This window comes from Acidiphilium sp. C61, assembly GCF_905116885.1.
Lineage (GTDB): Bacteria > Pseudomonadota > Alphaproteobacteria > Acetobacterales > Acetobacteraceae > Acidiphilium.
The window spans coordinates 506,937-526,679 of sequence record NZ_CAJHNI010000005.1 but is presented as its reverse complement, the minus strand read 5'-3'; the positions used below and the strand labels follow the sequence as shown (position 1 = coordinate 526,679).

21 protein-coding genes are annotated in these 19,743 nt (G+C 66.5%); 9 read left to right on the top strand and 12 right to left on the bottom strand.

Annotated elements, in window-relative coordinates:
• Positions 1-2: 2 nt before the first annotated feature.
• The 7 genes from HUW10_RS05255 to HUW10_RS05225 form a co-directional block, all read right to left on the bottom strand.
• A complete protein-coding gene (locus HUW10_RS05255; protein ID WP_174502548.1) occupies positions 3-959 on the bottom strand; it encodes a respiratory chain complex I subunit 1 family protein in 957 nt (318 codons plus the stop codon).
• Positions 950-2,965: a hydrogenase 4 subunit B gene (hyfB, locus tag HUW10_RS05250; protein WP_174502547.1), complete on the bottom strand. Its 2,016-nt coding sequence runs from the start codon at positions 2,963-2,965 to the stop codon at positions 950-952. The genes HUW10_RS05255 and hyfB overlap by 10 nt, the downstream gene beginning before the upstream one ends.
• Complete coding sequence (locus HUW10_RS05245; protein WP_174502546.1) at positions 2,962-3,216, bottom strand: helix-turn-helix domain-containing protein; 255 nt, start codon at positions 3,214-3,216, stop codon at positions 2,962-2,964. The genes hyfB and HUW10_RS05245 overlap by 4 nt, the downstream gene beginning before the upstream one ends.
• 128 nt (positions 3,217-3,344) lie before the next feature.
• Positions 3,345-6,614, bottom strand: coding sequence for an efflux RND transporter permease subunit (locus HUW10_RS05240; RefSeq protein ID WP_174502545.1), 3,270 nt, complete (start codon positions 6,612-6,614; stop codon positions 3,345-3,347).
• The gene (locus HUW10_RS05235) at positions 6,611-7,624 is read right to left on the bottom strand and encodes an efflux RND transporter periplasmic adaptor subunit (RefSeq protein WP_174502544.1); all 1,014 of its coding nucleotides are present in this window, start codon (positions 7,622-7,624) and stop codon (positions 6,611-6,613) included. The genes HUW10_RS05240 and HUW10_RS05235 overlap by 4 nt, the downstream gene beginning before the upstream one ends.
• A 42-nt stretch (positions 7,625-7,666) precedes the next feature.
• Positions 7,667-8,029: a rhodanese-like domain-containing protein gene (locus tag HUW10_RS05230; RefSeq protein ID WP_174502543.1), complete on the bottom strand. Its 363-nt coding sequence runs from the start codon at positions 8,027-8,029 to the stop codon at positions 7,667-7,669.
• Positions 8,026-8,361 carry a helix-turn-helix transcriptional regulator gene (locus tag HUW10_RS05225; RefSeq protein ID WP_236656222.1) on the bottom strand — a complete coding sequence of 112 codons (336 nt, stop codon included), beginning with the start codon at positions 8,359-8,361 and terminating at the stop codon, positions 8,026-8,028. The genes HUW10_RS05230 and HUW10_RS05225 overlap by 4 nt, the downstream gene beginning before the upstream one ends.
• 225 nt (positions 8,362-8,586) lie before the next feature.
• On the opposite strand from HUW10_RS05225, the gene HUW10_RS05220 reads away from it, so the two are divergent.
• The 3 genes from HUW10_RS05220 to HUW10_RS05210 all read left to right on the top strand — a co-directional run bounded on the left by HUW10_RS05220 (position 8,587) and on the right by HUW10_RS05210 (position 10,663).
• Positions 8,587-9,894, top strand: a complete 1,308-nt coding sequence (locus tag HUW10_RS05220; protein WP_174502541.1) for an NAD(P)/FAD-dependent oxidoreductase — start codon at positions 8,587-8,589, stop codon at positions 9,892-9,894.
• On the top strand, positions 9,887-10,333 hold the full coding sequence (locus HUW10_RS05215; protein ID WP_174502540.1) for a thioredoxin domain-containing protein: 447 nt from the start codon (positions 9,887-9,889) through the stop codon (positions 10,331-10,333). Before HUW10_RS05220 ends, HUW10_RS05215 begins: the two co-directional genes overlap by 8 nt.
• A 126-nt stretch (positions 10,334-10,459) precedes the next feature.
• Positions 10,460-10,663, top strand: coding sequence for a DUF2892 domain-containing protein (locus tag HUW10_RS05210; RefSeq protein ID WP_174502539.1), 204 nt, complete (start codon positions 10,460-10,462; stop codon positions 10,661-10,663).
• A 15-nt stretch (positions 10,664-10,678) separates the two neighbouring features.
• Here HUW10_RS05210 and HUW10_RS05205 read toward each other — a convergent pair whose 3' ends face one another.
• Positions 10,679-11,074: a VOC family protein gene (locus HUW10_RS05205; RefSeq protein ID WP_174502538.1), complete on the bottom strand. Its 396-nt coding sequence runs from the start codon at positions 11,072-11,074 to the stop codon at positions 10,679-10,681.
• Positions 11,075-11,369: 295 nt separating this feature from the next.
• Between HUW10_RS05205 and HUW10_RS05200 the strand changes: the two genes are divergently transcribed.
• Entirely contained in the window at positions 11,370-11,633 is a 264-nt protein-coding gene (locus HUW10_RS05200; RefSeq protein ID WP_174502537.1) for a ribbon-helix-helix domain-containing protein, read from the top strand.
• Between the two features lie 6 nt (positions 11,634-11,639).
• Here HUW10_RS05200 and HUW10_RS05195 read toward each other — a convergent pair whose 3' ends face one another.
• From HUW10_RS05195 to HUW10_RS05180, 4 genes are read right to left on the bottom strand one after another with little or no spacing between them, the layout of a single operon-like run.
• Positions 11,640-11,846: a hypothetical protein gene (locus HUW10_RS05195; RefSeq protein ID WP_174502135.1), complete on the bottom strand. Its 207-nt coding sequence runs from the start codon at positions 11,844-11,846 to the stop codon at positions 11,640-11,642.
• Entirely contained in the window at positions 11,843-12,973 is a 1,131-nt protein-coding gene (locus tag HUW10_RS05190) for a WD40 repeat domain-containing protein (RefSeq protein WP_174502536.1), read from the bottom strand. The genes HUW10_RS05195 and HUW10_RS05190 overlap by 4 nt, the downstream gene beginning before the upstream one ends.
• A gap of 16 nt (positions 12,974-12,989) precedes the next feature.
• On the bottom strand, positions 12,990-13,328 hold the full coding sequence (locus HUW10_RS05185; protein ID WP_174502535.1) for a hypothetical protein: 339 nt from the start codon (positions 13,326-13,328) through the stop codon (positions 12,990-12,992).
• The gene (locus HUW10_RS05180; protein ID WP_174502534.1) at positions 13,325-13,795 is read right to left on the bottom strand and encodes a hypothetical protein; all 471 of its coding nucleotides are present in this window, start codon (positions 13,793-13,795) and stop codon (positions 13,325-13,327) included. Before HUW10_RS05180 ends, HUW10_RS05185 begins: the two co-directional genes overlap by 4 nt.
• 491 nt (positions 13,796-14,286) lie before the next feature.
• On the opposite strand from HUW10_RS05180, the gene HUW10_RS05175 reads away from it, so the two are divergent.
• The 5 genes from HUW10_RS05175 (at position 14,287) to HUW10_RS05155 (ending at position 19,716) form a co-directional block, all read left to right on the top strand.
• Positions 14,287-15,954 (top strand): aromatic/alkene/methane monooxygenase hydroxylase/oxygenase subunit alpha, encoded by a 1,668-nt coding sequence (locus tag HUW10_RS05175; RefSeq protein ID WP_174502533.1) that lies wholly within the window; start codon positions 14,287-14,289, stop codon positions 15,952-15,954.
• 106 nt (positions 15,955-16,060) lie between these two features.
• A complete protein-coding gene (locus HUW10_RS05170; RefSeq protein ID WP_174502532.1) occupies positions 16,061-17,128 on the top strand; it encodes an NADH:ubiquinone reductase (Na(+)-transporting) subunit F in 1,068 nt (355 codons plus the stop codon).
• Positions 17,129-17,169: 41 nt separating this feature from the next.
• Positions 17,170-18,225 (top strand): aromatic/alkene monooxygenase hydroxylase subunit beta, encoded by a 1,056-nt coding sequence (locus HUW10_RS05165; protein ID WP_174502531.1) that lies wholly within the window; start codon positions 17,170-17,172, stop codon positions 18,223-18,225.
• Between the two features lie 23 nt (positions 18,226-18,248).
• On the top strand, positions 18,249-18,617 hold the full coding sequence (locus HUW10_RS05160) for an MmoB/DmpM family protein (protein WP_174502530.1): 369 nt from the start codon (positions 18,249-18,251) through the stop codon (positions 18,615-18,617).
• A gap of 76 nt (positions 18,618-18,693) precedes the next feature.
• The gene (locus HUW10_RS05155) at positions 18,694-19,716 is read left to right on the top strand and encodes an amidohydrolase family protein (protein ID WP_174502529.1); all 1,023 of its coding nucleotides are present in this window, start codon (positions 18,694-18,696) and stop codon (positions 19,714-19,716) included.
• Positions 19,717-19,743 lie beyond the last annotated feature (27 nt).

The following is a 19,743-nucleotide window of genomic DNA, read 5'->3' as shown; positions in this document are numbered from 1 at the left end:
CGTCACAGCGAGGCCGACATGAACAGCAGCAGCGTGCCGAGCAGGCCGAGCATCAGTGCGGCACCGACGAAATTCGGAATCCGGAAGACGCGCATCTTGGCGATCGTCGTCTCGAACCCGGCCAGCGCCACCGCGCCCGCGCCGAGCTTGCCGGCATAGCTCAGAAGCCCGAGCGCGAGGGAGGCGGGCCCCGCACCCGGCGGCGCGATGCCGAACGGTGCGAAGATGCAGGCGATCAGCGACATGTAGAGCAGCAGCCGCATCGCCCCGGCGAGTTCGATCAGCGCGAGGTGTCGGCCGGAATATTCCAGCACCATCGCCTCATGCACCATGGTCAGCTCGAGATGCGTCGCCGGATTGTCGACCGGGAAGCGCCCGGTCTCGGTCAGCCCCACCATCACCAGCGCGACCAGGCCGAGCGCGAGCGACAGCCTGAGCCCCTCGGCGCCGGAATGCATGTAGGTGGCGATCGTCGAAAGCTGGCTGGTGCCGGCGACGAGGGCGACGGTAAAAACGATCATCAGCATCGCCGGCTCGGCGAGCGAGGCGAGCATCGCCTCCCGGCTCGCACCGATGCCGCCGAAGGCGGTGCCGGAATCGAGTGCTGCCAGCATCTGGAAGAAGCGTGCGCTGCCGAGCAGGGCGACGATCACGATCAGGTCGCCCGACCAGGAGAATTGCAGATTGGTCGCGAATTCCGGCACCAGCGCCGCGGCGACCCAGGTGGCGGCGAAGATCGCGTAAGGGGAGGCGCGGAACAGCCACGAGGAGTCCTCCGGCACCACCGCCTCCTTCGCCACCAGCCGCGCGAGATCGCGATAGATCTGCAGCACCGGCGGCCCGGCGCGGCGCTGCAACCGCGCCTTGACCTTGCGCACGAAGCCGGTGAGCAGCGGCGCCGCGGCCAGCGCGATCGCCATTTCCAGCGCCTGCAGGGCGAGATGCACGATCAGGCCCATAGCGCCACCGTCGCGAGCAGGATCAGCAACGTGACGAACACCATCGCGAGATAGCGCCTTATGGTCAGGAATTGCAGCCGGTTGGCACGGTCGGCGGCGCGGCCGACCAGCGCGGCCAGACCCAGCGCGCCGCCATCCCATGCCGGATCGGTGATGCGGCTGGCGAAACGGGCCGGCGCGGTCGTCCCCGGCGGCGGCATCGTCACCTCGTCGCGGGCGCGGAACAGCGTCGTGGCAAACACGCGGCGGATCGGCTGGCTGAATCCCGCCGGCGAATATTGCGCCCCCGCGGGCAGCGCAGCACTACCCTCCGTCAGGAAGCCGCACCCCCAGGGCACCGCCCGGCGCAGGGCGCGCGAGCCGAAGCGGTGCAGCCCCAGCGCCGCAAGACCGCCGGTCACCGCGATGAACAGCGCGATCAGCAGCGGATCGTACGAACTCTGCCGCGCCGGCACCGGCAGCAGCGTCAGCGCGCTCCAGCCGGGCCGTGCGGGCAACGATATCCCGGTCAGTTCCCGCGCCACCGGTGCCAGATGGCTGAGCACCAGCGTCGGCATCAGACCGAACAGCACGCAGAGCGACGCAAGCCCGATCATCGCGGCGCGGGACATCCCGTCGGCCTCATGCGCCGTGGCGGCGGCCGTGCTGCGCGGCCGGCCGAGATAGGCCATGCCGTAGAGCCGGACCAGGCAGGCGCTGGCGAAGGACGCTGCCAGCGCCAGCAGCGCGCCCGCCGCCGGCACCGCGAGCTTGAGCCCGAATTGCGGCAGCGACGGGCTGAGCAGCACCGCCTGCAACAGCAGCCATTCCGAGGCGAACCCGTTCAGCGGCGGCAGGGCGGCGATCGCCATCGCCGCGACCAGCATCGGCACCGCGCTGACCTTCATCCGGTGGATCAGCCCGCCAAGCTCGGAGAGCCGCCGCGTGCCGGCGCCGTGCTGGATCGCGCCGGCGCCGAAGAACAGCGTGCTCTTGAACAGCATGTGGTTGAAGGCGTGGAACAGTGCGGCGGTGAGTGCGAGGCTCGCGGCCAGCGCCAGGCCATCGGCGCGGAAGGCGAGGGCGAGGCCCAGCCCCGCGAAGATCAGTCCGATATTCTCGATCGTGCTGTAGGCGAGCACGGTCTTCACATCGTTCTCCAGCAGCGCCTGCAAGACGCCCAGCACGGCGGAAACCGCCCCCGCGGCCAGCACCACCAGCCCCCACCACCAGGCGGCCGGCCCGGCGAGATCGAAGGCGATGCGGATGAAGGCATAGACCGCCACCTTCGTCATCACCCCGCTCATCAGCGCCGAGACATGGCTCGGCGCCGCGGGATGCGCGCGCGGCAGCCAGACATGCAGCGGCACCAGCCCCGCCTTGGAGCCCGCGCCAAGCAGCGCCAGCAGCATCGCCGCCGCCCCCGCCCATCGCACCCTGTGCGCCGCGGCGATGGAGGCAAATCCGTACTCTCCGTGCGGTCCCGCGAGCAGGCCGAAGGCGAGCAGCAGCAGCAACGTCCCCGCGCTTGCCATCAGCAGATAGACGAACCCGGCCTGCCTCGTCTCCGCCCTTGTATGATCCGCCATCACCAGCGCCCAGGACGCGAGCGACATCAACTCCCAGAACAGCAGGAACCCGTAGGCGTCGGCGGCGATCACCACGAGGTTCATCGCCGCCAGAAACACCGGGTAGAAGGGCAGCACCCGCCAGGGTTCGGCCTCGTGCCGCCCGTAGCCGAGCGCATACAGGCTGGCGGCGGCGGCGGCGAGATCGACCAGCACGAGGAACGCGGCCGATAATGGATCGACGGCGAAGCGCATGCCGATCCCCGGCAGGCCGAGCGGCAGGGTGATGCCCCGCGCCTCGCCGCCAAGCGACGCGAGAGCCACCCCAAGCGCGATCAGGGACACGCCGAGCGACCCACCATAGACCACGATGCGCCCGGCATCGCGGCGGGAAAGTGCTGCGCCGGCCGCGCCGAGCGCGAGCCAGGCCAGGGCGCAGAGCAGCAGCGCCGCCGTCACGTCCCGCTCTTGAGGCGCACGCCGCGCCCGCCGGTGGCATCCGATACATCGCCGGGCCGGATCACCACGATCCCCGCCCGGTCCAGCGCGTCCAGCAGCTTCATCAGCGAATCGACATTGCCGCGGATTACCCCCTCGCTCGCCTCCATCCGCTGGATGGTCGGCAGCGACAGGCCGGACAATTCCGCCAGATCCCGCTGGTCGATGCCGAGCAGGGCGCGCGCCGCCTTCAATTGACCGGAAGAAATCATGTATGAAACATCATCTCATGCGTTTGAGCCATCATAAATAATCGGCAGCTCATACCGGCACGCATTTTGTTCGCAGCAGGAATGCGCCCGGCACGCAGCGGCGCGCCGGGCGACGTGTCAGGGGCCGATCAGGACACGATCCGGTCCGGGTCGCGCATCACCACGTAGATCGCCGGGATCACCAGCACCGTCAGCAGGGTGGACGAGGCAAGGCCGAACAGCAGGGAGATCGCCAGGCCCTGGAAGATCGGGTCGAGCAGGATCGTCGAGGCGCCGATCATCGCCGCGAGCGCCGTCAGCAGGATCGGCCGGAAGCGGATGGCGCCGGCCTCCAGCAGCACCTCGCGCAGCGTCAGCCCCGGCCGCGCGCCGTGGCGGATGAAGTCCACCAGCAGGATCGAGTTCCGCACGATGATGCCGGCCAGCGCGATGAAGCCGATCATCGAGGTCGCGGTGAACTGCGCGTGCAGCAGCCAGTGCCCGGGCATGATGCCGATCAGCGTCAGCGGCACCGGGGTGAGCACCAGCAGCGGGATCTTGAAGCTGCGGAACTGCGCGACCACCAGCACATAGATGCCGAGCAGCGCGACGAGGAACGCCGCCCCCATGTCGCGGAACGTGACATAGGTGATCTCCCATTCGCCATCCCACAGCAGGGTCGGGTGCGCCTCGCTCGTCGGTTGGCCGCGGAAGCTGATCGCAGGCTTCGGCAGACTGCCCCAGTCATGCTGGTTGATCAGCTTGTCCACCGCGAACATCGCATAGATCGGCGCCTCGAACTTTCCGTCCAGCTCGGCGGTGACCATGTCGGCGAAATGCCCGTCGCGCCGGTAGAGCACGCGCGAGCCCTCGCTGCGGGTCGCATGCACCACCTGCCCGAGTTCGACGACCGACTTGTCCGCCGGCACCGCATTGGCCGGTACCGGCGTATCCGCCAGTTGCTGGCTCCAGTCGAGCGCGCGGTTGGGCAGGCCGATCGCGATCTCGATCGGCAGCCGGTTCTCGCCGCGGTAGGAATAGCCGACCTTCATGCCGCCGAAGAGATCCTGGATCGTGTCATAGACATCGGCCTGCCGCACGCCGAAATATTCCAGCCGGTCCTGGTCGATGGCGATATGCAGCTGTTTCTGCCGATGCCCCCAGGAATCGTCGACATCGACGATATAGGGCACCTTCCTGAACAGCGTCTTCACCTCCTCCGCCACTGCAAGCCGCGTCGCCTCGTTCGGACCGTAGATCTCGGCGAGCAGGGTTGCGAACACCGGCGGGCCGGGCGGTGCCTCGACCACTTTCAGCACCGCGCCCCTCGGCAGAACCAGGTGTTTCAGCAGGCGCCGGCGCAGTTCGCCCGCGATCTGGTGGCTCTGCTGCGACCGCTCGCCCTTGGGCGACAGCATCACATGCAGGTCGCCCTGCCAGGGCTGGTCGCGCAGGTAATAATGCCGCACCAGCCCGTTGAAATCGAAAGGCTGCGGCGTGCCGGCATAAACCTGCATGGATCGTACCTCGGGCATCGTCCCGGTGATCCGCGCCGCGGCAAACAGCGTCTGCTCGGTCTGCTGCACGGCGCTGCCGGCGGGCAGGTCGATCAGCACGTTCAGGCTCGACTTGTTGTCGAACGGCAGCAGCTTCACCGTCACCGCCTCGGTGTAGAACATCGCGCAGGCGGCGATGGTGGCGATGCCGACCAGGGCGAGAAACAGCCCGGCGCGGCGCCGCGTGCGCAGGATCGGTGCGGCAACGGCGCGGTAGAGCCGCCCCAGCCGGTCCGGATGCGCCGCCGCGGCACCCGCCTCATGGGCGAGGGCAGGGGTCGTCAGTTCGAGGAACTCGATCTCGCCGGCGCGGTCTTCTTCCGTGAAGCGGTCGCGCCCGGCCAGCCTGTACATCAGCCACGGCGCCACCACCATCGCGACGAAGAACGAGAACGCCATCGCCGCCGAGGCGTTCACCGGGATCGGCGCCATATACGGCCCCATCAGCCCGGAGACGAACAGCATCGGCAGCAATGCGGCGATCACCGTCAGCGTCGCGACCACGGTCGGGTTGCCCACCTCCGCCACCGCCTCGATCGCCGCCCGCCGGCGCGAGCGCGTATCCGGCATCGCCCAGTGCCGGGCGATGTTCTCCACCACCACGATCGCGTCGTCCACCAGGATGCCGATCGCGAAGATCAGCGCGAACAGGCTCACCCGGTTGATCGAGTAGCCCATCAGCTCCGAGGCGAACACGGTGGCGAGAATGGTCGTCGGGATCACCACCAGCGTCACCACCGCCTCGCGCCAGCCCACCGCGAAGGCGATCAGCACGACGATGGAAATCGTCGCCAGCCCGAGATGGAACAGCAGCTCGTTCGCCTTCTCGTTGGCGGTGCGCCCGTAATCCCGCGTCACCTGCACCGAGATGTCTGAGGGGATGAGCGATCCTTCCAGGCTCTTCACCCGCGTCAGCGCGGCATCGGCCACCACCACGGCGTTGCTGCCCGCGCGCTTGGCCAGCGCCACCGTCACCGCCGGCGCCGTGCGCCACGCCTTGCCTTCATGGGTGATGGCAAAGACATGGCTCTCCAGCGGCACCGGCCCGACGACGACATGCGCGACATCCCGCAGATAGACCGGCCGCCCGTCCCGCGTGGTGATCAGCAGCAGACCGATATCCGGCACGCCGAACAGCGTCTGCCCCGCCGCGACGTCGCGCAGCCCGCCGCGGTCGAACACCCGCCCTGCGATGAAGCTGCGATTGGCATCGGCCACCCGTGAAGCGAGCTGCTGCAGCGTCACGCCGTAGAGCATCAGCTTGTCGGGTTCGGGTTCGACGCGGATCTGCATCGGGTCCGACCCGGCGATATAGCTGAGCCCGACATTCGGCACCTTGATCAGCTGGTCCTGCAGCTTGGTCGCGATCTGCGACAGCGCACCCTGGGTCCAGTGCGTCGCCGATCCCGGTTTCGGCGCGAGGGTAAGGGTGAGGATCGCGACATCGTCGATCCCGCGCCCGACCACTAGCGGCGGCGGAATGCCGATCGGGATGCGGTTCATGTTGGCGCGGATCTTGTCGTTCACCCGCACCACCGCCGCGTCCTCGTTGGTCCCCACCTCGAAGCGGGCGGTGACCAGCACCTGGTCGTCGCGGGTCTGGCTGTAGATGTGCTTCACACCGGGGATCGCCTTGAGGATCGTCTCGAGCGGCTTGGTCACGAGTTCCGCGGCATCGGCTGCCTTCAGCCCGTTCGCCTGCACCATCACGTCCACCATCGGGACATGGATCTGCGGGTCCTCGTCGCGCGGAATGGTGGTGATGGCGACCAGCCCGGCGGCCAGCGCCGCGAGCAGGAACAGCGGCGTCAGCGGCGAGCGGATGAAGGCGCGGGCGAGCCGCCCGGAAATGCCGAGCCTCACGGCCGCACCAGCACGTCACCCGGCACGAGGCCGGCGAGGATCTGCAACCCGTCCGGCATCGCGCGGGTCGGCAGCGGCAGCCCCCGCTGCACCGGCGCGTCGATCACGCTGCCATCGCCCTGCCGCAGCCTCACATAATCCTGGCCGAAGCGGGTGAACACGAAACCGGCGGGCACCACGATCGTTCGCCGCTCGCCGGCGGGGACAAAAACCCGCACGCGCGCGCCCACGAAATAGCTGCCGATCCCCTTTACCTCGGCATCGGCGCGCACATCGCCGCCGACGATTTGCGGATAGACCAGGGTGATGCGGCCGAACCGCGCGCCGGCAAGGCCGAATTCGCCGCCATCCAGCCGCACCATGTCGCCCACCTTCAGGTGCAGCGCGTGCCGCTCGGGAATCCGCAGGCGGAGAATGAAGTTCTGCTCGGCGACGGTTGCGACCGTGTCGCCCGGCAGCACCACCGTGCCATCGGTCACCGGCACGCTCAGCACCCGCCCGGCGATCGGCGCCAGCACCGCGCCCTCGTCCTGCTGCTGGGCCGCCACGGCGCGTTGCGCGATCCGCGCGCGGAGCGTGCTGGCGGCAACATCCACCGCCGTCCGCGCCTGGTCGAGCTGCTGGCGCGATACCGCGCCGCTATGCGCCAGCGCCGTGGTGCGCCGCAGGTCGGTCTGCGCCTGGACGAGGCTGGCCTGCAACCCTGCGATCTCGGCGTCCAGCGCCTTGATCTGCAATTCGAGCTTGCGGTCATGCACGGTGGCGATGACCTGCCCCGCCGTCACGCTGTCCCCGTCATGCACCGACAGGGCGGCGACGGTACCACCGATCCGGGTGCGCGCCGGCACCACGTTGCGGCTCTCGACGGTAGCAAATACCGCCTTCTGGTCCGCCACGATGCGGGCGGCGACGGTGAAGGTCGCGGGCGGTGACGCCGCGCCGGCCGGCGCCGCCCCGAACAGGAGCAGGAGCGGCAGCAGCAGGGCGGGGAGGGAGGGCGTGCGGGGCATGCTGGCGTTCCTTGTCCGGGACGGCGCGGTGGCGGCGGGAGGTCAGCGGCGGTCGATCACCTGGCCGGTGGCGGAATCGAGCGCGACATACGGCATCCCCGCCGCCTTCCACGCCATCATCCCGCCGGCGAGATGCGCATTCACCGCAATGCCGGCCTCGCGGCACTTCGCCGCCGCCATCGCCGAGCGTTTGCCCGAGCCGCACTGAAACACGATCGGCTTGCCGGGGTCTTGCGGCAGCATCGCCGGATCGAAGGTGGAGAGCGGAAACAGCATCGCGCCGTGAATCCGCTCCACCGCGAATTCCTGCGGCTCGCGCACATCGACCAGCAGGATGCGGCCGGCGCGCAGGTCGTCATGCACGGTGGCGGGGTCGAGGTCGCGCAGGGGTGAAGATGTGGTCATCTCGAAATCTCCGTTGTCGATGAAGGGTCGGGCACTGTGCAGGCAGCACCTTCCGGGCTGCAATAGATCCCGGCAAGTGCTGAAATCACCGTGCGCGCCGGCGCGCTGGCGATGGAATACCGGATGCTCTGCCCTTCGCGCCGCGCGGTCACCAGCCCGTCCTTGCGGAGCAGCGCGAGGTGCTGGGAGACCGCGCTGTCGCGGATTTGCAGGAACGCGACCAGCTCGCCCACCGACCGCTCGCCGTCGAGCAGCTGGCAGAGAATGAGCAGGCGGTGCCGGTTGGCCAGCGATTTCAGCAGATCGCTGGCCTCGTCGGCCGCCAGGTTCATCGCGTCGATATCCAGTTTCATACTTGCGTATATACGAATATATGCATATATTGTCAAACGTGGCGGCGCCGGAACGTCCGGCCGCATCGCGCCCTGGCAGTGTTCTCCCGGCTGCCGGCGCGGGCGTTGATCCAGGTCAAGCCGGCGTCGCCGCAAACCAATTAACATCGCCCCGGGCGCGGCGGAGCGCCGCCTTCGCCGGAGCGCTCGGAAAGGCAGGAAAGCATGGCAGAGATTGTGGTCCTCGGTGCGGGGCTCGGCGGCACGCTCGCCGCGTTCGAAACCGCGGCGCAGATCCGGCCAGAAGACCGGATCACGCTGATCGGCGAGCGGAACATGTTCCAGTTCACGCCGTCGAATCCCTGGGTCGCCGTCGGCTGGCGCGACCGCGCCGAGATCGAGGTCTCGCTCGACAAGGTGATGCGCCGCAAGAACATCACGCTGCGCACCGAGGGGGCTGCCCGCGTGCACCCGGCCGAGAACCGCGTCGAGCTCAATGGCGGCGAGAGCATCCCCTACGACTACCTCATCATCGCCACCGGCCCCGAACTCGCCTTCGACGAAATCCCCGGCTGCGGCCCCGCACAGAACACTGTTTCGATCTGCCAGACCGATCACGCCGCCGCCGCCTTCGAGGCGTTCGAGCTGTTCTGCGCCAACCCTGGGCCGGTTGTCGTCGGCGCGGTGCAGGGCGCGTCCTGCTTCGGCCCGGCCTACGAATTCGCCTTCATCCTCGATCGCGAGCTGCGCAAGCGCCGCCTGCGCAGCAAGGTGCCGATGACCTTCGTCACCTCCGAGCCCTATATCGGCCATCTCGGGCTCGATGGCGTGGGCGACACCAAGTCGCTCATGGAGAGCGAGCTGCGCCACCGCCACATCAAATGGATCACCAACGCGAAGATCGCCGCGGTGGATGCCGACAAGGTGGTGGCCGAGGAAGTCGGCAATGACGGGCAGACGATCGCAACCCACGAACTGCCCAGCCGCTTCACCATGTTCCTGCCCGCCTTCCGCGGCGTGCCGGCGCTGCGCGGCATCGAGGGGCTGGTCAACCCGCGCGGCTTCGTGCTGATCGACGAGCATCAGCGCAACCCGGCCTATCCGAACGTCTTCGGCGTTGGCGTCTGCGTCGCGATCCCGCCGGTCGGCAAGACGCCGGTGCCGGTCGGCGTGCCGAAAACAGGGTTCATGATCGAATCGATGGTCACCGCCACCGCCCACAATATCGGCGCGCTGCTGCGCGGCGAGGAACCGCACGCGCGGGCGACATGGAACGCCGTCTGCCTCGCCGATTTCGGCGATGGCGGCGTGGCCTTCGTCGCCCAGCCGCAGATCCCGCCGCGCGACGTCAACTGGGCCTCGACCGGCGCCTGGGTGCATCTGGCGAAGATCGGGTTCGAGAAATATTTTCTCCGCAAGATCCGCGCCGGCGAGAGCGAACCCTTCTACGAGCGCTTCCTGATGAAGCAGCTCAACATCCACAAGCTGCACCACAACGACCGCAAGACGGCGAAAGGCGCGGGCCATGGCTGACGCAACCCATATCGTCTGTCCGCAATGCGGGGCGGTGAACCGCATCCCGCCGGCGCGCCCGGCCGGCGCCGCGCAATGCGGCGCCTGCCACCGCAAGCTGTTCGATGGTCATCCTGTCGCGGTCGACCAGGCTGGCTTCGAGCGCCATGCCGAGCGGGACGGCATTCCCCTCCTGCTCGATATCTGGGCCCCCTGGTGCGGACCATGCCGGATCATGGCGCCGCAATTCGAACAGGCGGCGGCGATCCTCGAACCGGAGGTCCGGCTGCTCAAGCTCAATGCCGACGAGGCGCCGGAGATTTCCGCCCGCCTCGGCGTGCGCGGCATCCCGGCGTTGTTCCTGCTCAGGGGCGGCCGGGTGATCGGCCAGAGTGCCGGGGCGATGAGCGCGCAGGCCATCGTCGATTTCGCGCGTCGCCACCTCGCGGCGGCGGCGTGATGTTCGGAGCATCATCGGATCAGACGGAGTTATCTGACCGAATAAAAGTGCTCTGTTTATCAATATAATAGAACATTTTCTGACCCGGCAGGATCGGAAGGTGTTCCAGGCAAGGGACATGCCGTCATGAATGTGGACAAGACCGTTCTCAGCTTCGCGGGCTTCATGGTCCTGCTCAGCCTCGCACTGGGCTGGCTGGTCAGCCCGTGGTTCTACGTCCTCACCGCGCTGGTGGGGCTCAACCTGTTCCAGGCCGGCATCACCGGCTTCTGCCCCGCCGCCATGCTGCTGCGGCGGCTCGGGGTGAAGCCGGGCTGCGCCTTCCGCTGAGCCTGCCCCGGCCGCTCAGCGATAGCGGCCGTGGCGTTGCAGCATCTCGATCTGGTATCCATCCGGATCGGCAACGAAAAAGAACCGCGCGAGCAGGATGCCGTCGCGCTTGAACTCGACGATCTTGCGCGGCGCCCAGCCCGCTGCCTCGAAGCGCGCGTGCGCGGCGTCCAGATCGTCGACGCAGAAGGCGATGTGGCCATAGCCGTCGCCGAGCGCATAGGGTTCGGTGCGACCCTTGTTGATCGTCAGTTCGAGTTCGAAATCATTTTCCGCGTTGCGCATGTAGACCAGCGTGAACGTGTCGAAATCGAATCGGTCGGCGATCGCAAGGCCGAACGCCTGCTCGTAGAACGCCACCGACCTCGCCTCGTCGAGCACGCGGATCATGCTGTGGATTGCCTTGGCCATGCCAGTTCTCCTGTTCGGCGCCGGGGCGGTCGGCGCGGTTTCCAATGGTGCTGTATAGGCCGACGCCGGCCGAGCAGACATCCCCAAGCCGGCGGTGCCGGGCGGGCCGGCAGGTGCTGGCCGGAAGCAGAACAGTGGCGGGGCGCAACCGCTCCGTTTCAGAACACCGCGTTATCGAAGCGGCTCCGAAATCTGCCGCTCCCGGCGTCTGGCATGGCTTTTGCTGTTCAACATCTGAAACGGGGAAATCGTCCGGCGCGGGCGCCGGGTCGCAAGGCGCCTTCGGGGAGGAACAATGTGCAATCTGTTGCAGGGGCAGAACCCGGGGCATTTCGCCCAGACCAGCCGTTCGATCCGGCTGGCCGGCCGCTCGACCAGCGTGCGGCTCGAAGGCGTGTTCTGGACCGCGCTGGGCGAGATTGCCGCGGCCGAGGGCGTTTCCGTCCCCCGCCTCATCGCCTTGCTGCATGACGAGGGGGTGGACCGGCTGGGCGATATCGGCAATCTCGCCTCCCTGCTGCGCGCGGCCTGCATCCTCTACCGCCGGCGCGGCGCCTGAACGACGTCAGGTCGGCGCCGCCCCGCTGCCGATCCGGTTCTCCGCGATCCAGCGCGCCGCCAGAACCAGCGTGCCCATGGTGAATTCCAGCCCGTGCCGCGCCACCATCTCCTCCGCAAGCTGGGCCACGCGCTGGAAGAACGCGTCCTTGCTGCGTTCCTCGTCGGTCATCTGCACCTGCATGTCGGTCTCCCTCTCTGTGCCTGTGGTCACTTGAACATCCGCTCTGGAAACGTGACGATACTCACCATGCCGTCCGCCCCGGCGGCGGCGAGGTGGTGCCCGTCCTCCGACCAGCCGAGCTCCGTCACCGCACAGCCCTCGGGGCGGACGAGCAGTTCGTCCCGCCCGCCGATCTGCACGAGCAGGATCTGCCCGTTGGCATAGCCTGCGGCGACGAGCGGCCGCTTCGGATGGGCGGCAACGCTCTCCACCGCCACCAGCCCGGCCCGGCCGCTTACCAGCGCGCCGGTCATGTCGCCATCGAGCGGTGGCGTCGCCATCGACCAGGCGGCGACGCGATACGCGCCGGATGCGACGATCGACGCGGCGGGGACGCTCCACGCGGCATCGCGTGTTGCCATCGGAAAACCGGTGACGGTGCCGCTGCGCCCGCGCGCGTGATCGACCATCAGGAAGCCGCCCGCCTCCAGCGTGCAGGCAAGCCAGGCCCCGTCGTCCCGCCACGCGAGCGACAGCGGGCACGACAGCAGGCCAAACACCATCGGCGCCCTGCCGCTCCCATCGAGTGCGACGATGCTCAGGCTTTCCGCCCGCGCGATCGCGAGCTGCCGGCCCGAGGGCGAGAGCCGGATGGCGACGACCTCGCCCTCCCCATCATCGGCGAGCGGATCGGAGAGTGCGCCCGCCCCCTGGCACAGCCGCACCGCATCGGCGCCGGCGATGGCGGTGAGAGCCGCCGCCCGCGCGTGATCGAGGGCCATGACCGGCGTGTCGATCCGGGCGCGCATGCCGCGCACCGCGCCATCCGGCCCGAGCGTCAGCACGCCGCCATCCCCGGCGCCGACCAGGAAACCGCCATCCTCGCCGGCGACGATGGGCGGGATGTCCTGATGCACTGAATCGGATATGGCCGGCAGCGGCGCCGGGCGGCTGCGCGGGCGGATCGTCGCCTGGCCGACATCGCCGCTGACCCGGATGCGCGTCTCCGGCGGCTCGGGATCCTCGGTCGGCGCCACAATCACCGTGCCGTCGGCGCAGCCGAAGGCGATCGCCTTGCCATCGGCACTGAAACACGGCGGGCCCGCCGGCGCCGCGGCTTGCCACGTGCGGCCCAGCAGGTCGAACAGCGTGAGGTGTTTCGTCGCGGTCTGGTTCATCGCCAATCTCCCCGGTTCAGTTGCCCGCGAGTGCCGCAAGGCGTCGGTCGATCTCGGCCATCTCTGCCTCCACTGTCCCGATCCGCGCCGCGCAGTCGGCCTCCGCCGCGCGCAACGCGGCGGCCTTGTCTGTTGCCGCGCGCAACGCGGCGGCCTTGTCTGTTGCCGCGCGCAACGCGGTGGCATCCCGCATCTCGCCATCGCCTGCCTCGTCCTCGAGCCGCTGCACGTCGATCTCGATGCCGGCCAGCTGTTGCAGGGTGCGCAGTGCCTCGGCGTTCAGCGCGGACATGGCACCCACAAGCGCCAGCCTCCGCTCGAGCAGAATGTGTCGCTCGGCATCGGTGCTGCTCATGGCGCCTCGCCCCGCGCCGCATCCGGTGCGGCGAAATCCGCGAGCTGACGGGGCAGGTCGGGGAGCTGCGCGCGGAACCGCGTCTCCGCCATCTCGATATGGTTGCGCAACTGGTCCCAGATATCGATCCGCAGCAACGACGAGGCATCGCCGATCAGATGCTCGATCTCGCCGATCCCGAACTGGCGTGACAGGGCGACGCCGGAAAACACGAACTCGCGTAACAGCGCGGCATGCCGCTCGACGAATAGCCGGATCATCGGGTGCGTGGCCTGGTTCACCCCGGCGGCAGCGAGCGAGGCAGCGATGAAGTGTTCGAAATGCGTCTGCATCCGGTGCTGGCTTTCGCCGAGAAAGGTCATGGTGAACACGAGGTCGCGCGACATCAGCCGGATCAGCTGCTCGGTCACGTCGCCGCCTGAAGCCGGCGATGTCGGATCCTGGTCTGGTCGCTGTTTGTCGGGCATCTGCGCCTCCTTGCCGCGATCGCCGCGCGGGCGCGCGAAAACCGTCGCATGGCAAGAATTAGCCGCCCGGGCGGGCGAAAGTCAATTTGATTAACTCAAGTCAATCTTAGCAATATTTGAAACGAAACAAGTATTACACTTGTCATTTACAGATGTAAATTTCCTTTACATGGTGCGCTGCAATATCGAGGTTGCTGGCAGGCTTTCGCGCCCCGTGATCCGTTGGCACGGGATTTGCTGTGATGTCCGCAGAAGAAAACCATCGCGCCCCGCGCGGTGCCAGAAGAACGAAGGAACGGAGGAAACCGGATCGGCTTTGCGCGGCACTTCACCGTCACCGATCAGGATCGTTCGAAGACCTTTGCCGGGATCCGGCAGGCAGGCGGCCGCAACTCCGGCACCCGCCGCCTGGAAACTCGCACGGCGGCATTGCGCCGCTTTCCGCCCGGGTCACGGGACCCGCGGCGCAAACAAGGTGGAGGTTTTAAGACATGACGTCCCTGACGCTCAACAAGATCACCTCGCAGCGCGGCATATCCGTCGGTGAGGCGACCAGGAAGATTTCCGATCTCGGGTGGAATCCGACCTATGTCCAGGAGGCGATGACCTACCCGACCGACTACAAGATCACCAAGGCACCGCGCGATCCGATGAAGCAGGTGCTGCGCTCCTACTTCCCGATGCAGGAAGAGAAGGACAACCGCGTCTACGGCGCGCTCGATGCGGCACTGCGCGGCGACATGTTCCGCAATGTCGAGCCGCGCTGGGTCGAATGGATGAAGCTGTTCCTCGCGATCATCCCCTTCCCGGAAATCTCCGCGGCGCGCTCGATGGCGATGGTCGCGCGCCTCGCGCCGGGCGAGGATCTGCGTACCGGGTTCACGATGCAGATGGTCGACGAGTTCCGTCACTCGACCATCCAGATGAACCTCAAGAAATGGTACATGGAAAACTACATCGACCCGGCGGGCTTCGACATTACCGAGGAAGCCTTCGGCAAATGCTACGCGACCACGATCGGCCGCCAGTTCGGCGAGGGCTTCATCACCGGCGACACGATGACCGCCGCCTGCATGTATCTCACCGTGGTCGCTGAGACCGCGTTCACCAACACGCTGTTCGTCGCCATGCCCTCCGAGGCCGCCCGCAATGGCGACTACGCGCTGCCGACCGTCTTCCTCTCGGTGCAGTCCGACGAGAGCCGGCATATCGGCAACGGGCACTCGATGCTGATGGCAGCCCTCAAGGAGCCGGAGAACCACCTCCTGCTCGAGCGCGACCTGCGCTACGCCTTCTGGCAGAACCACGCGATCGTCGATGCCGCGATTGGCACCTTCATCGAATATGGCACCACCAATCGCGACAAGTCGAAGGAATCCTACGCGGAGATGTGGCACCGCTGGATCTTCGAGGATTACTACCGCACCTACATGCTGCCGCTCGAGAAATACGGCATCAAGGTGCATCACGACGACGTCCAGGCCGCCTGGAAGCGCCTGACCGAGAAGCTGTACGTCCACCACGTCGCCCAGTTCTTCGCCGTTGGCTGGCCGGTGAATTTCTGGCGCATCGAGGCCCAGCGCGAGGCTGACTTCGAGTGGTTCGAGCAGAAATATCCTGGCTGGTACGCGAAGTTCGGCGATTTCTGGAAGTGGTACGACAAGCTCAGCCATCGCGGCGAGAAGGTCATCACCTTCAACGAGGACGTCGGCTACGTCTATCCGCATCGCTGCTGGAGCTGCCTCGTCCCCTGCCTGATCCGCGAGGACATTGTGGTCGACGAGATCGACGGCAAGCTGCACACCTTCGCCCACGAGCTCGATCGCTGGACCGCCGTCGAGGCCTTCGCCGACGAGTATCAGGGCCGCCCGACGCCCGCGATGGGTCGCTTCAGCGGCAAGCGCGAGTGGGAGACGGTCTATCATGGCTGGGATCTCGCGGATGCGATCAAGGATCTGAACTTCGTCCGCTCCGACGGCAAGACCCTGGTGCCTCAGCCGCACCTGCGCTTCGACGATAGCGAACTGTGGACGCTCGATGACGTGCGCGGCCACACCCTCCTCTCGCCGCTCACCCTGCTGCGGGAGATGAGCCCGGAGGATCGCGCGAAGCATATCGCCGAATATCGCGCGGGCTTCACGATCACGCCGTTCAACTGACACGGCGGACTGCGCGGGAGCCGCTCGCCCCGGCTCCCGCATCCTTCTCAACGCGATATCTCCGTCACCCCGCGGGCGCGTGACGGACTTTCGGGAGATCGGCCAGATGGGTGGCACGCATACGGTCAGGCTCGAGCCGGTCGGGGTCGAGTTCGAGGTCGAGGATGGCGAGACGGTGCTCAACGCCGCCTTCCGCCAGGGCATCGCCCTGCCGCATGGCTGCAAGGAGGGCCAGTGCTCGGCCTGCAAGTGCATCCTGACGGACGGCGAGGTCGACATGCTGAAATACTCGACCTTCGCGCTGAACGACATGGAACGCGACAGCGGCCATATCCTGCTCTGCCGCGCGATCGCCTATTCGGACATGGAGGTCGAACTCCTCAACTACGACGAGGAGGTGCTGGCGCGGGCGATCGCGGTCCGCACCTTCCGCGGCCGCATCGGCGGGATTACGCGGCTGACGCACGACATTCGCGGAATCACCATCGATCTCGACACCCCGATCAAGTTCTGGGCCGGACAATATGTCGACATCACCGTCACCACGGAAAAAGGGGAGACGATTACGCGCTCGTTTTCCATGGCAAATACGCCGGACCAAGCCCAAAGCCTCTCCTTCATCATCAAAAAATACCCCGAAGGAAAATTCTCCGGCGAGCTCGACAGCGGCGGAATCAGGATCGGCGCCGACATCTCCCTCACCGGACCCTACGGCACCTGCTTCCGGCGGGAGGGACGAACCGGACCGCTGATCCTCGTCGGCGCCGGCTCCGGCATGTCGCCGATCTGGTCGATCCTGAACGACCATCTCGCCAGCGGCGAAAGCCGGCCGGTCTATTTCTTCTACGGCGCGCGCACGCAGGAGGATCTGTTCCTTCTCGATCGCATCGCGCAACTCACCGAACGCCATCCGGAGCTCGAATTCATCCCCGTTCTCTCGCACGCCAGCTTCGATGCCGGCTGGGCGGGCGAACGCGGCTTCGTGCATGAATGCGTCGATGCCCGGCTGAAGGCGCTCGGTATCGATGGCGAGGGCGACGTCTATGCCTGCGGGCCACCACCCATGATCGATGCGCTGCAGCCGGTGCTGTTCATGAACGGCTTCGAAAGCGATCGCGTCTTCTTTGACAGGTTCACCACATCCTCGAGCGTTCCCGTGCCCGCCGGTCACTGATCGCGCGCCGCACGGACCAACCGAAACCAGGGAGAGACACCATGCCAGCCTTGTCGAGTTCAGTCGGATCGGGTGCCGCGGGAGCGGCGATCTTCGCGGATTCCGACAGCCGCCGCTACCGCTATTTCGAGCCGCGCGGCAAGCGTGCCACCCATTACGAAGACGTCACGGTCGATGTTCAGCCCGATCCCGAGCGCTACCTGATCCAGAACTGGATCATCTCCTTCGCCAACGGCAAGGGCGCTTATGTGAAGGACGCCACGGCGCTGAAAAGCAGCAACTGGCATGCTTTCCGCGCGCCGGACCAGGAATGGGAACGCACGCACTACCAGCGCCAGTCCCGCATCGAGACGATGGTACAGAGCGTCATTGCCAATGCCCGTCGCGCCGGCGCGCCGGCCAGTTTCGACAAGGCCTGGCAGCGCATCCTGCAAGCCCATCTCGGCGCATGGAAACACGCCGAATTCGGCCTCGGCACCTCGCTGATGCAGGCGCAGCGCTACGGCTACACCCAGATGATCAACAACGCGACGCTGACCAACTCCTCCTACAAGATGCGCCTCGCGCAGGACATCACGCTCTACCTCGCCGAAATCGGCATGGACATTCCCGGCTGGAACGACGAGCTTGGCAAGATCGCCTGGCTTGAGGACCCGATCTGGCAGGGTACGCGCGAGGCGGTCGAGACGATCATGGGCTCGAGCGACTATCTCGAGCAGTATTTCGCGATCAACATCATCTTCGAACCCCTGGTGGGCGAGCTGTTCCGCTCCGGCTTCCTGATGCAGGTCGCCGCCGCCAACAACGACTTCGTTACCCCGCCGGTGATCTCCGCCGCCGAGGCCGATTACGAACGCAACCTCGCGAACACGATCGACCTCATCTACCTCCTCGCCAACGACGAGAAACATGGCGGCGAGAACCGGGCCATCCTCCATGGTTGGCTCGAAAAGCACCGCGCCCTCGCCGACAAGGCGGCCCTCGGCCTGCAACCGATCTGGTCGATGCCCCATTCCAAACCCGTCTCGTTCCAGGATGTCAGGGCGCAATCGCAGGAGCGCATCGGCAAGATCCTCGGCGAACTCGGCCTCGCCTGACGCCCCGCACAGGAAATAACATCATGTCAACAGCAGCACGCGACGCGACCCATTCGACCATCTTCAAGCAGATGAAGGACATCACCTTCGAGCAGACCATCTCGGATCAGTGCGGTGTCACCATGAACGATTCGGTCGAGGCCCGCGCCATCGCCGAATTCATGAGCGACAAGCCCGGCGTCACCGTCACCTACCAGCCCGCCCTGATCCGTATCGACGGCCACGGCAAGCTGATCTTCAAGATGGACGAGATCGGCGAGTATCTCGGCCGTGACATGACGGCCGAGATCTTCGAGGTCAACACCTCGACGCATTACGGCCGCATGGTCCGCGTCGACGACAACACCGTGATCCTGTTCGGCAATATGGACGACGTCTTCGAATACATCTGAACCGCGGCACGCCGGCGCGCCCGCGCACCCCGCGTGGCGCGCCGCCCAGCAAGCAATCAACACGTGGAGGAAAACAATGTTCGTAACGCCCGAGGGCAAGGAAATCTTTATCGTCGACGGCCACACCCATTTCTGGGACGGCAGCCCGGCGAACCAGAGCAACATTCACGGCAAGCAATTCATCGAGTGCTTTTTCGCTTATCACAACGCGCTCAGCCCGGCCGACAAATTGTGGCCGAAGGAGAAATTCGAGAAATACAGCGCCGATGATCTCTATCGCGACCTTTTCATCGACGGCCCCGACGATGTCGCGATCGTGCAGTCGACCTACCTCAAGGATTTCTACAAGACCGGTTTCAATACGATCGAACGCAATGCGGACGTCGCCGCCCGCTATCCCGAGCGCTTCATCGTCAATGGCGCGTTCGACCCGCGGGATGGCGAGAAGGCGCTCGAATATATTCATTACATGAAAGAAACATATAATATCCAGGGTGTGAAACTCTACACCGCCGAATGGAATGGTGCCTCCCGCGGTTGGCGGCTGAACGATCCCGAGGCCTACAAATGTTTCGAGCTGTGCGAGAAACTCGGCATCAGGAACATGCACGTCCACAAGGGCCCGACCATCATCCCGCTGAGCAAGGACGCCTTCGACGTCCATGACGTCGATTACGCCGCGACCGACTTCCCCAATCTCAACTGGGTCGTCGAGCATTGCGGCCAGCCCCGGATCGACGATTTCTGCTGGATCGCGGTGCAGGAGCCCAATGTTTATGGCGGGCTCGCCGTCGTTCTCCCCTTCATCCACTCCCGGCCGCGCTACTTCGCCGAAATCATGGGCGAGTTGCTGTTTTGGCTCGGCGAGGACCGCATCCTGTTCGGCTCCGACTACGCGATCTGGACGCCGCGCTGGCTGGTCGAGAAATTCTGGAACTTCGAGCTGCCGGAGGATGTGAAGCAGGAGCGCGGTGTCGATCTCACCCCCGCGATCAAGGAAAAGATCCTCGGGCTGAATGCCGCGAAGCTCTACGGCATCGACATCGCGGCGAAGAAGGCAGCGCTTGCGGCAGCGCCGCTCGCGGTCGCCGCGGAATAGGCTAGAGCACTTTCCGATCCTTTTGGA

Bases quoted from the DNA above. Each gene is read 5' to 3' on its own strand.
- HUW10_RS05185 (WP_174502535.1), bottom strand. From the start codon at position 13,328: ATGAGCAGCACCGATGCCGAGCGACACATTCTGCTCGAGCGGAGGCTG.
- HUW10_RS05165 (WP_174502531.1), top strand. From the start codon at position 17,170: ATGCCAGCCTTGTCGAGTTCAGTCGGATCGGGTGCCGCGGGAGCGGCG.
- HUW10_RS05170 (WP_174502532.1), top strand. From the start codon at position 16,061: ATGGGTGGCACGCATACGGTCAGGCTCGAGCCGGTCGGGGTCGAGTTC.
- HUW10_RS05245 (WP_174502546.1), bottom strand. From the start codon at position 3,216: ATGATTTCTTCCGGTCAATTGAAGGCGGCGCGCGCCCTGCTCGGCATC.
- HUW10_RS05205 (WP_174502538.1), bottom strand. From the start codon at position 11,074: ATGGCCAAGGCAATCCACAGCATGATCCGCGTGCTCGACGAGGCGAGG.
- HUW10_RS05180 (WP_174502534.1), bottom strand. From the start codon at position 13,795: ATGCCCGACAAACAGCGACCAGACCAGGATCCGACATCGCCGGCTTCA.
- HUW10_RS05220 (WP_174502541.1), top strand. From the start codon at position 8,587: ATGGCAGAGATTGTGGTCCTCGGTGCGGGGCTCGGCGGCACGCTCGCC.
- HUW10_RS05215 (WP_174502540.1), top strand. From the start codon at position 9,887: ATGGCTGACGCAACCCATATCGTCTGTCCGCAATGCGGGGCGGTGAAC.
- HUW10_RS05210 (WP_174502539.1), top strand. From the start codon at position 10,460: ATGAATGTGGACAAGACCGTTCTCAGCTTCGCGGGCTTCATGGTCCTG.
- HUW10_RS05175 (WP_174502533.1), top strand. From the start codon at position 14,287: ATGACGTCCCTGACGCTCAACAAGATCACCTCGCAGCGCGGCATATCC.
- HUW10_RS05225 (WP_236656222.1), bottom strand. From the start codon at position 8,361: ATGAACCTGGCGGCCGACGAGGCCAGCGATCTGCTGAAATCGCTGGCC.
- HUW10_RS05235 (WP_174502544.1), bottom strand. From the start codon at position 7,624: ATGCCCCGCACGCCCTCCCTCCCCGCCCTGCTGCTGCCGCTCCTGCTC.
- HUW10_RS05255 (WP_174502548.1), bottom strand. From the start codon at position 959: ATGGGCCTGATCGTGCATCTCGCCCTGCAGGCGCTGGAAATGGCGATC.
- HUW10_RS05200 (WP_174502537.1), top strand. From the start codon at position 11,370: ATGTGCAATCTGTTGCAGGGGCAGAACCCGGGGCATTTCGCCCAGACC.
- HUW10_RS05160 (WP_174502530.1), top strand. From the start codon at position 18,249: ATGTCAACAGCAGCACGCGACGCGACCCATTCGACCATCTTCAAGCAG.
- HUW10_RS05190 (WP_174502536.1), bottom strand. From the start codon at position 12,973: ATGAACCAGACCGCGACGAAACACCTCACGCTGTTCGACCTGCTGGGC.
- HUW10_RS05155 (WP_174502529.1), top strand. From the start codon at position 18,694: ATGTTCGTAACGCCCGAGGGCAAGGAAATCTTTATCGTCGACGGCCAC.
- HUW10_RS05230 (WP_174502543.1), bottom strand. From the start codon at position 8,029: ATGACCACATCTTCACCCCTGCGCGACCTCGACCCCGCCACCGTGCAT.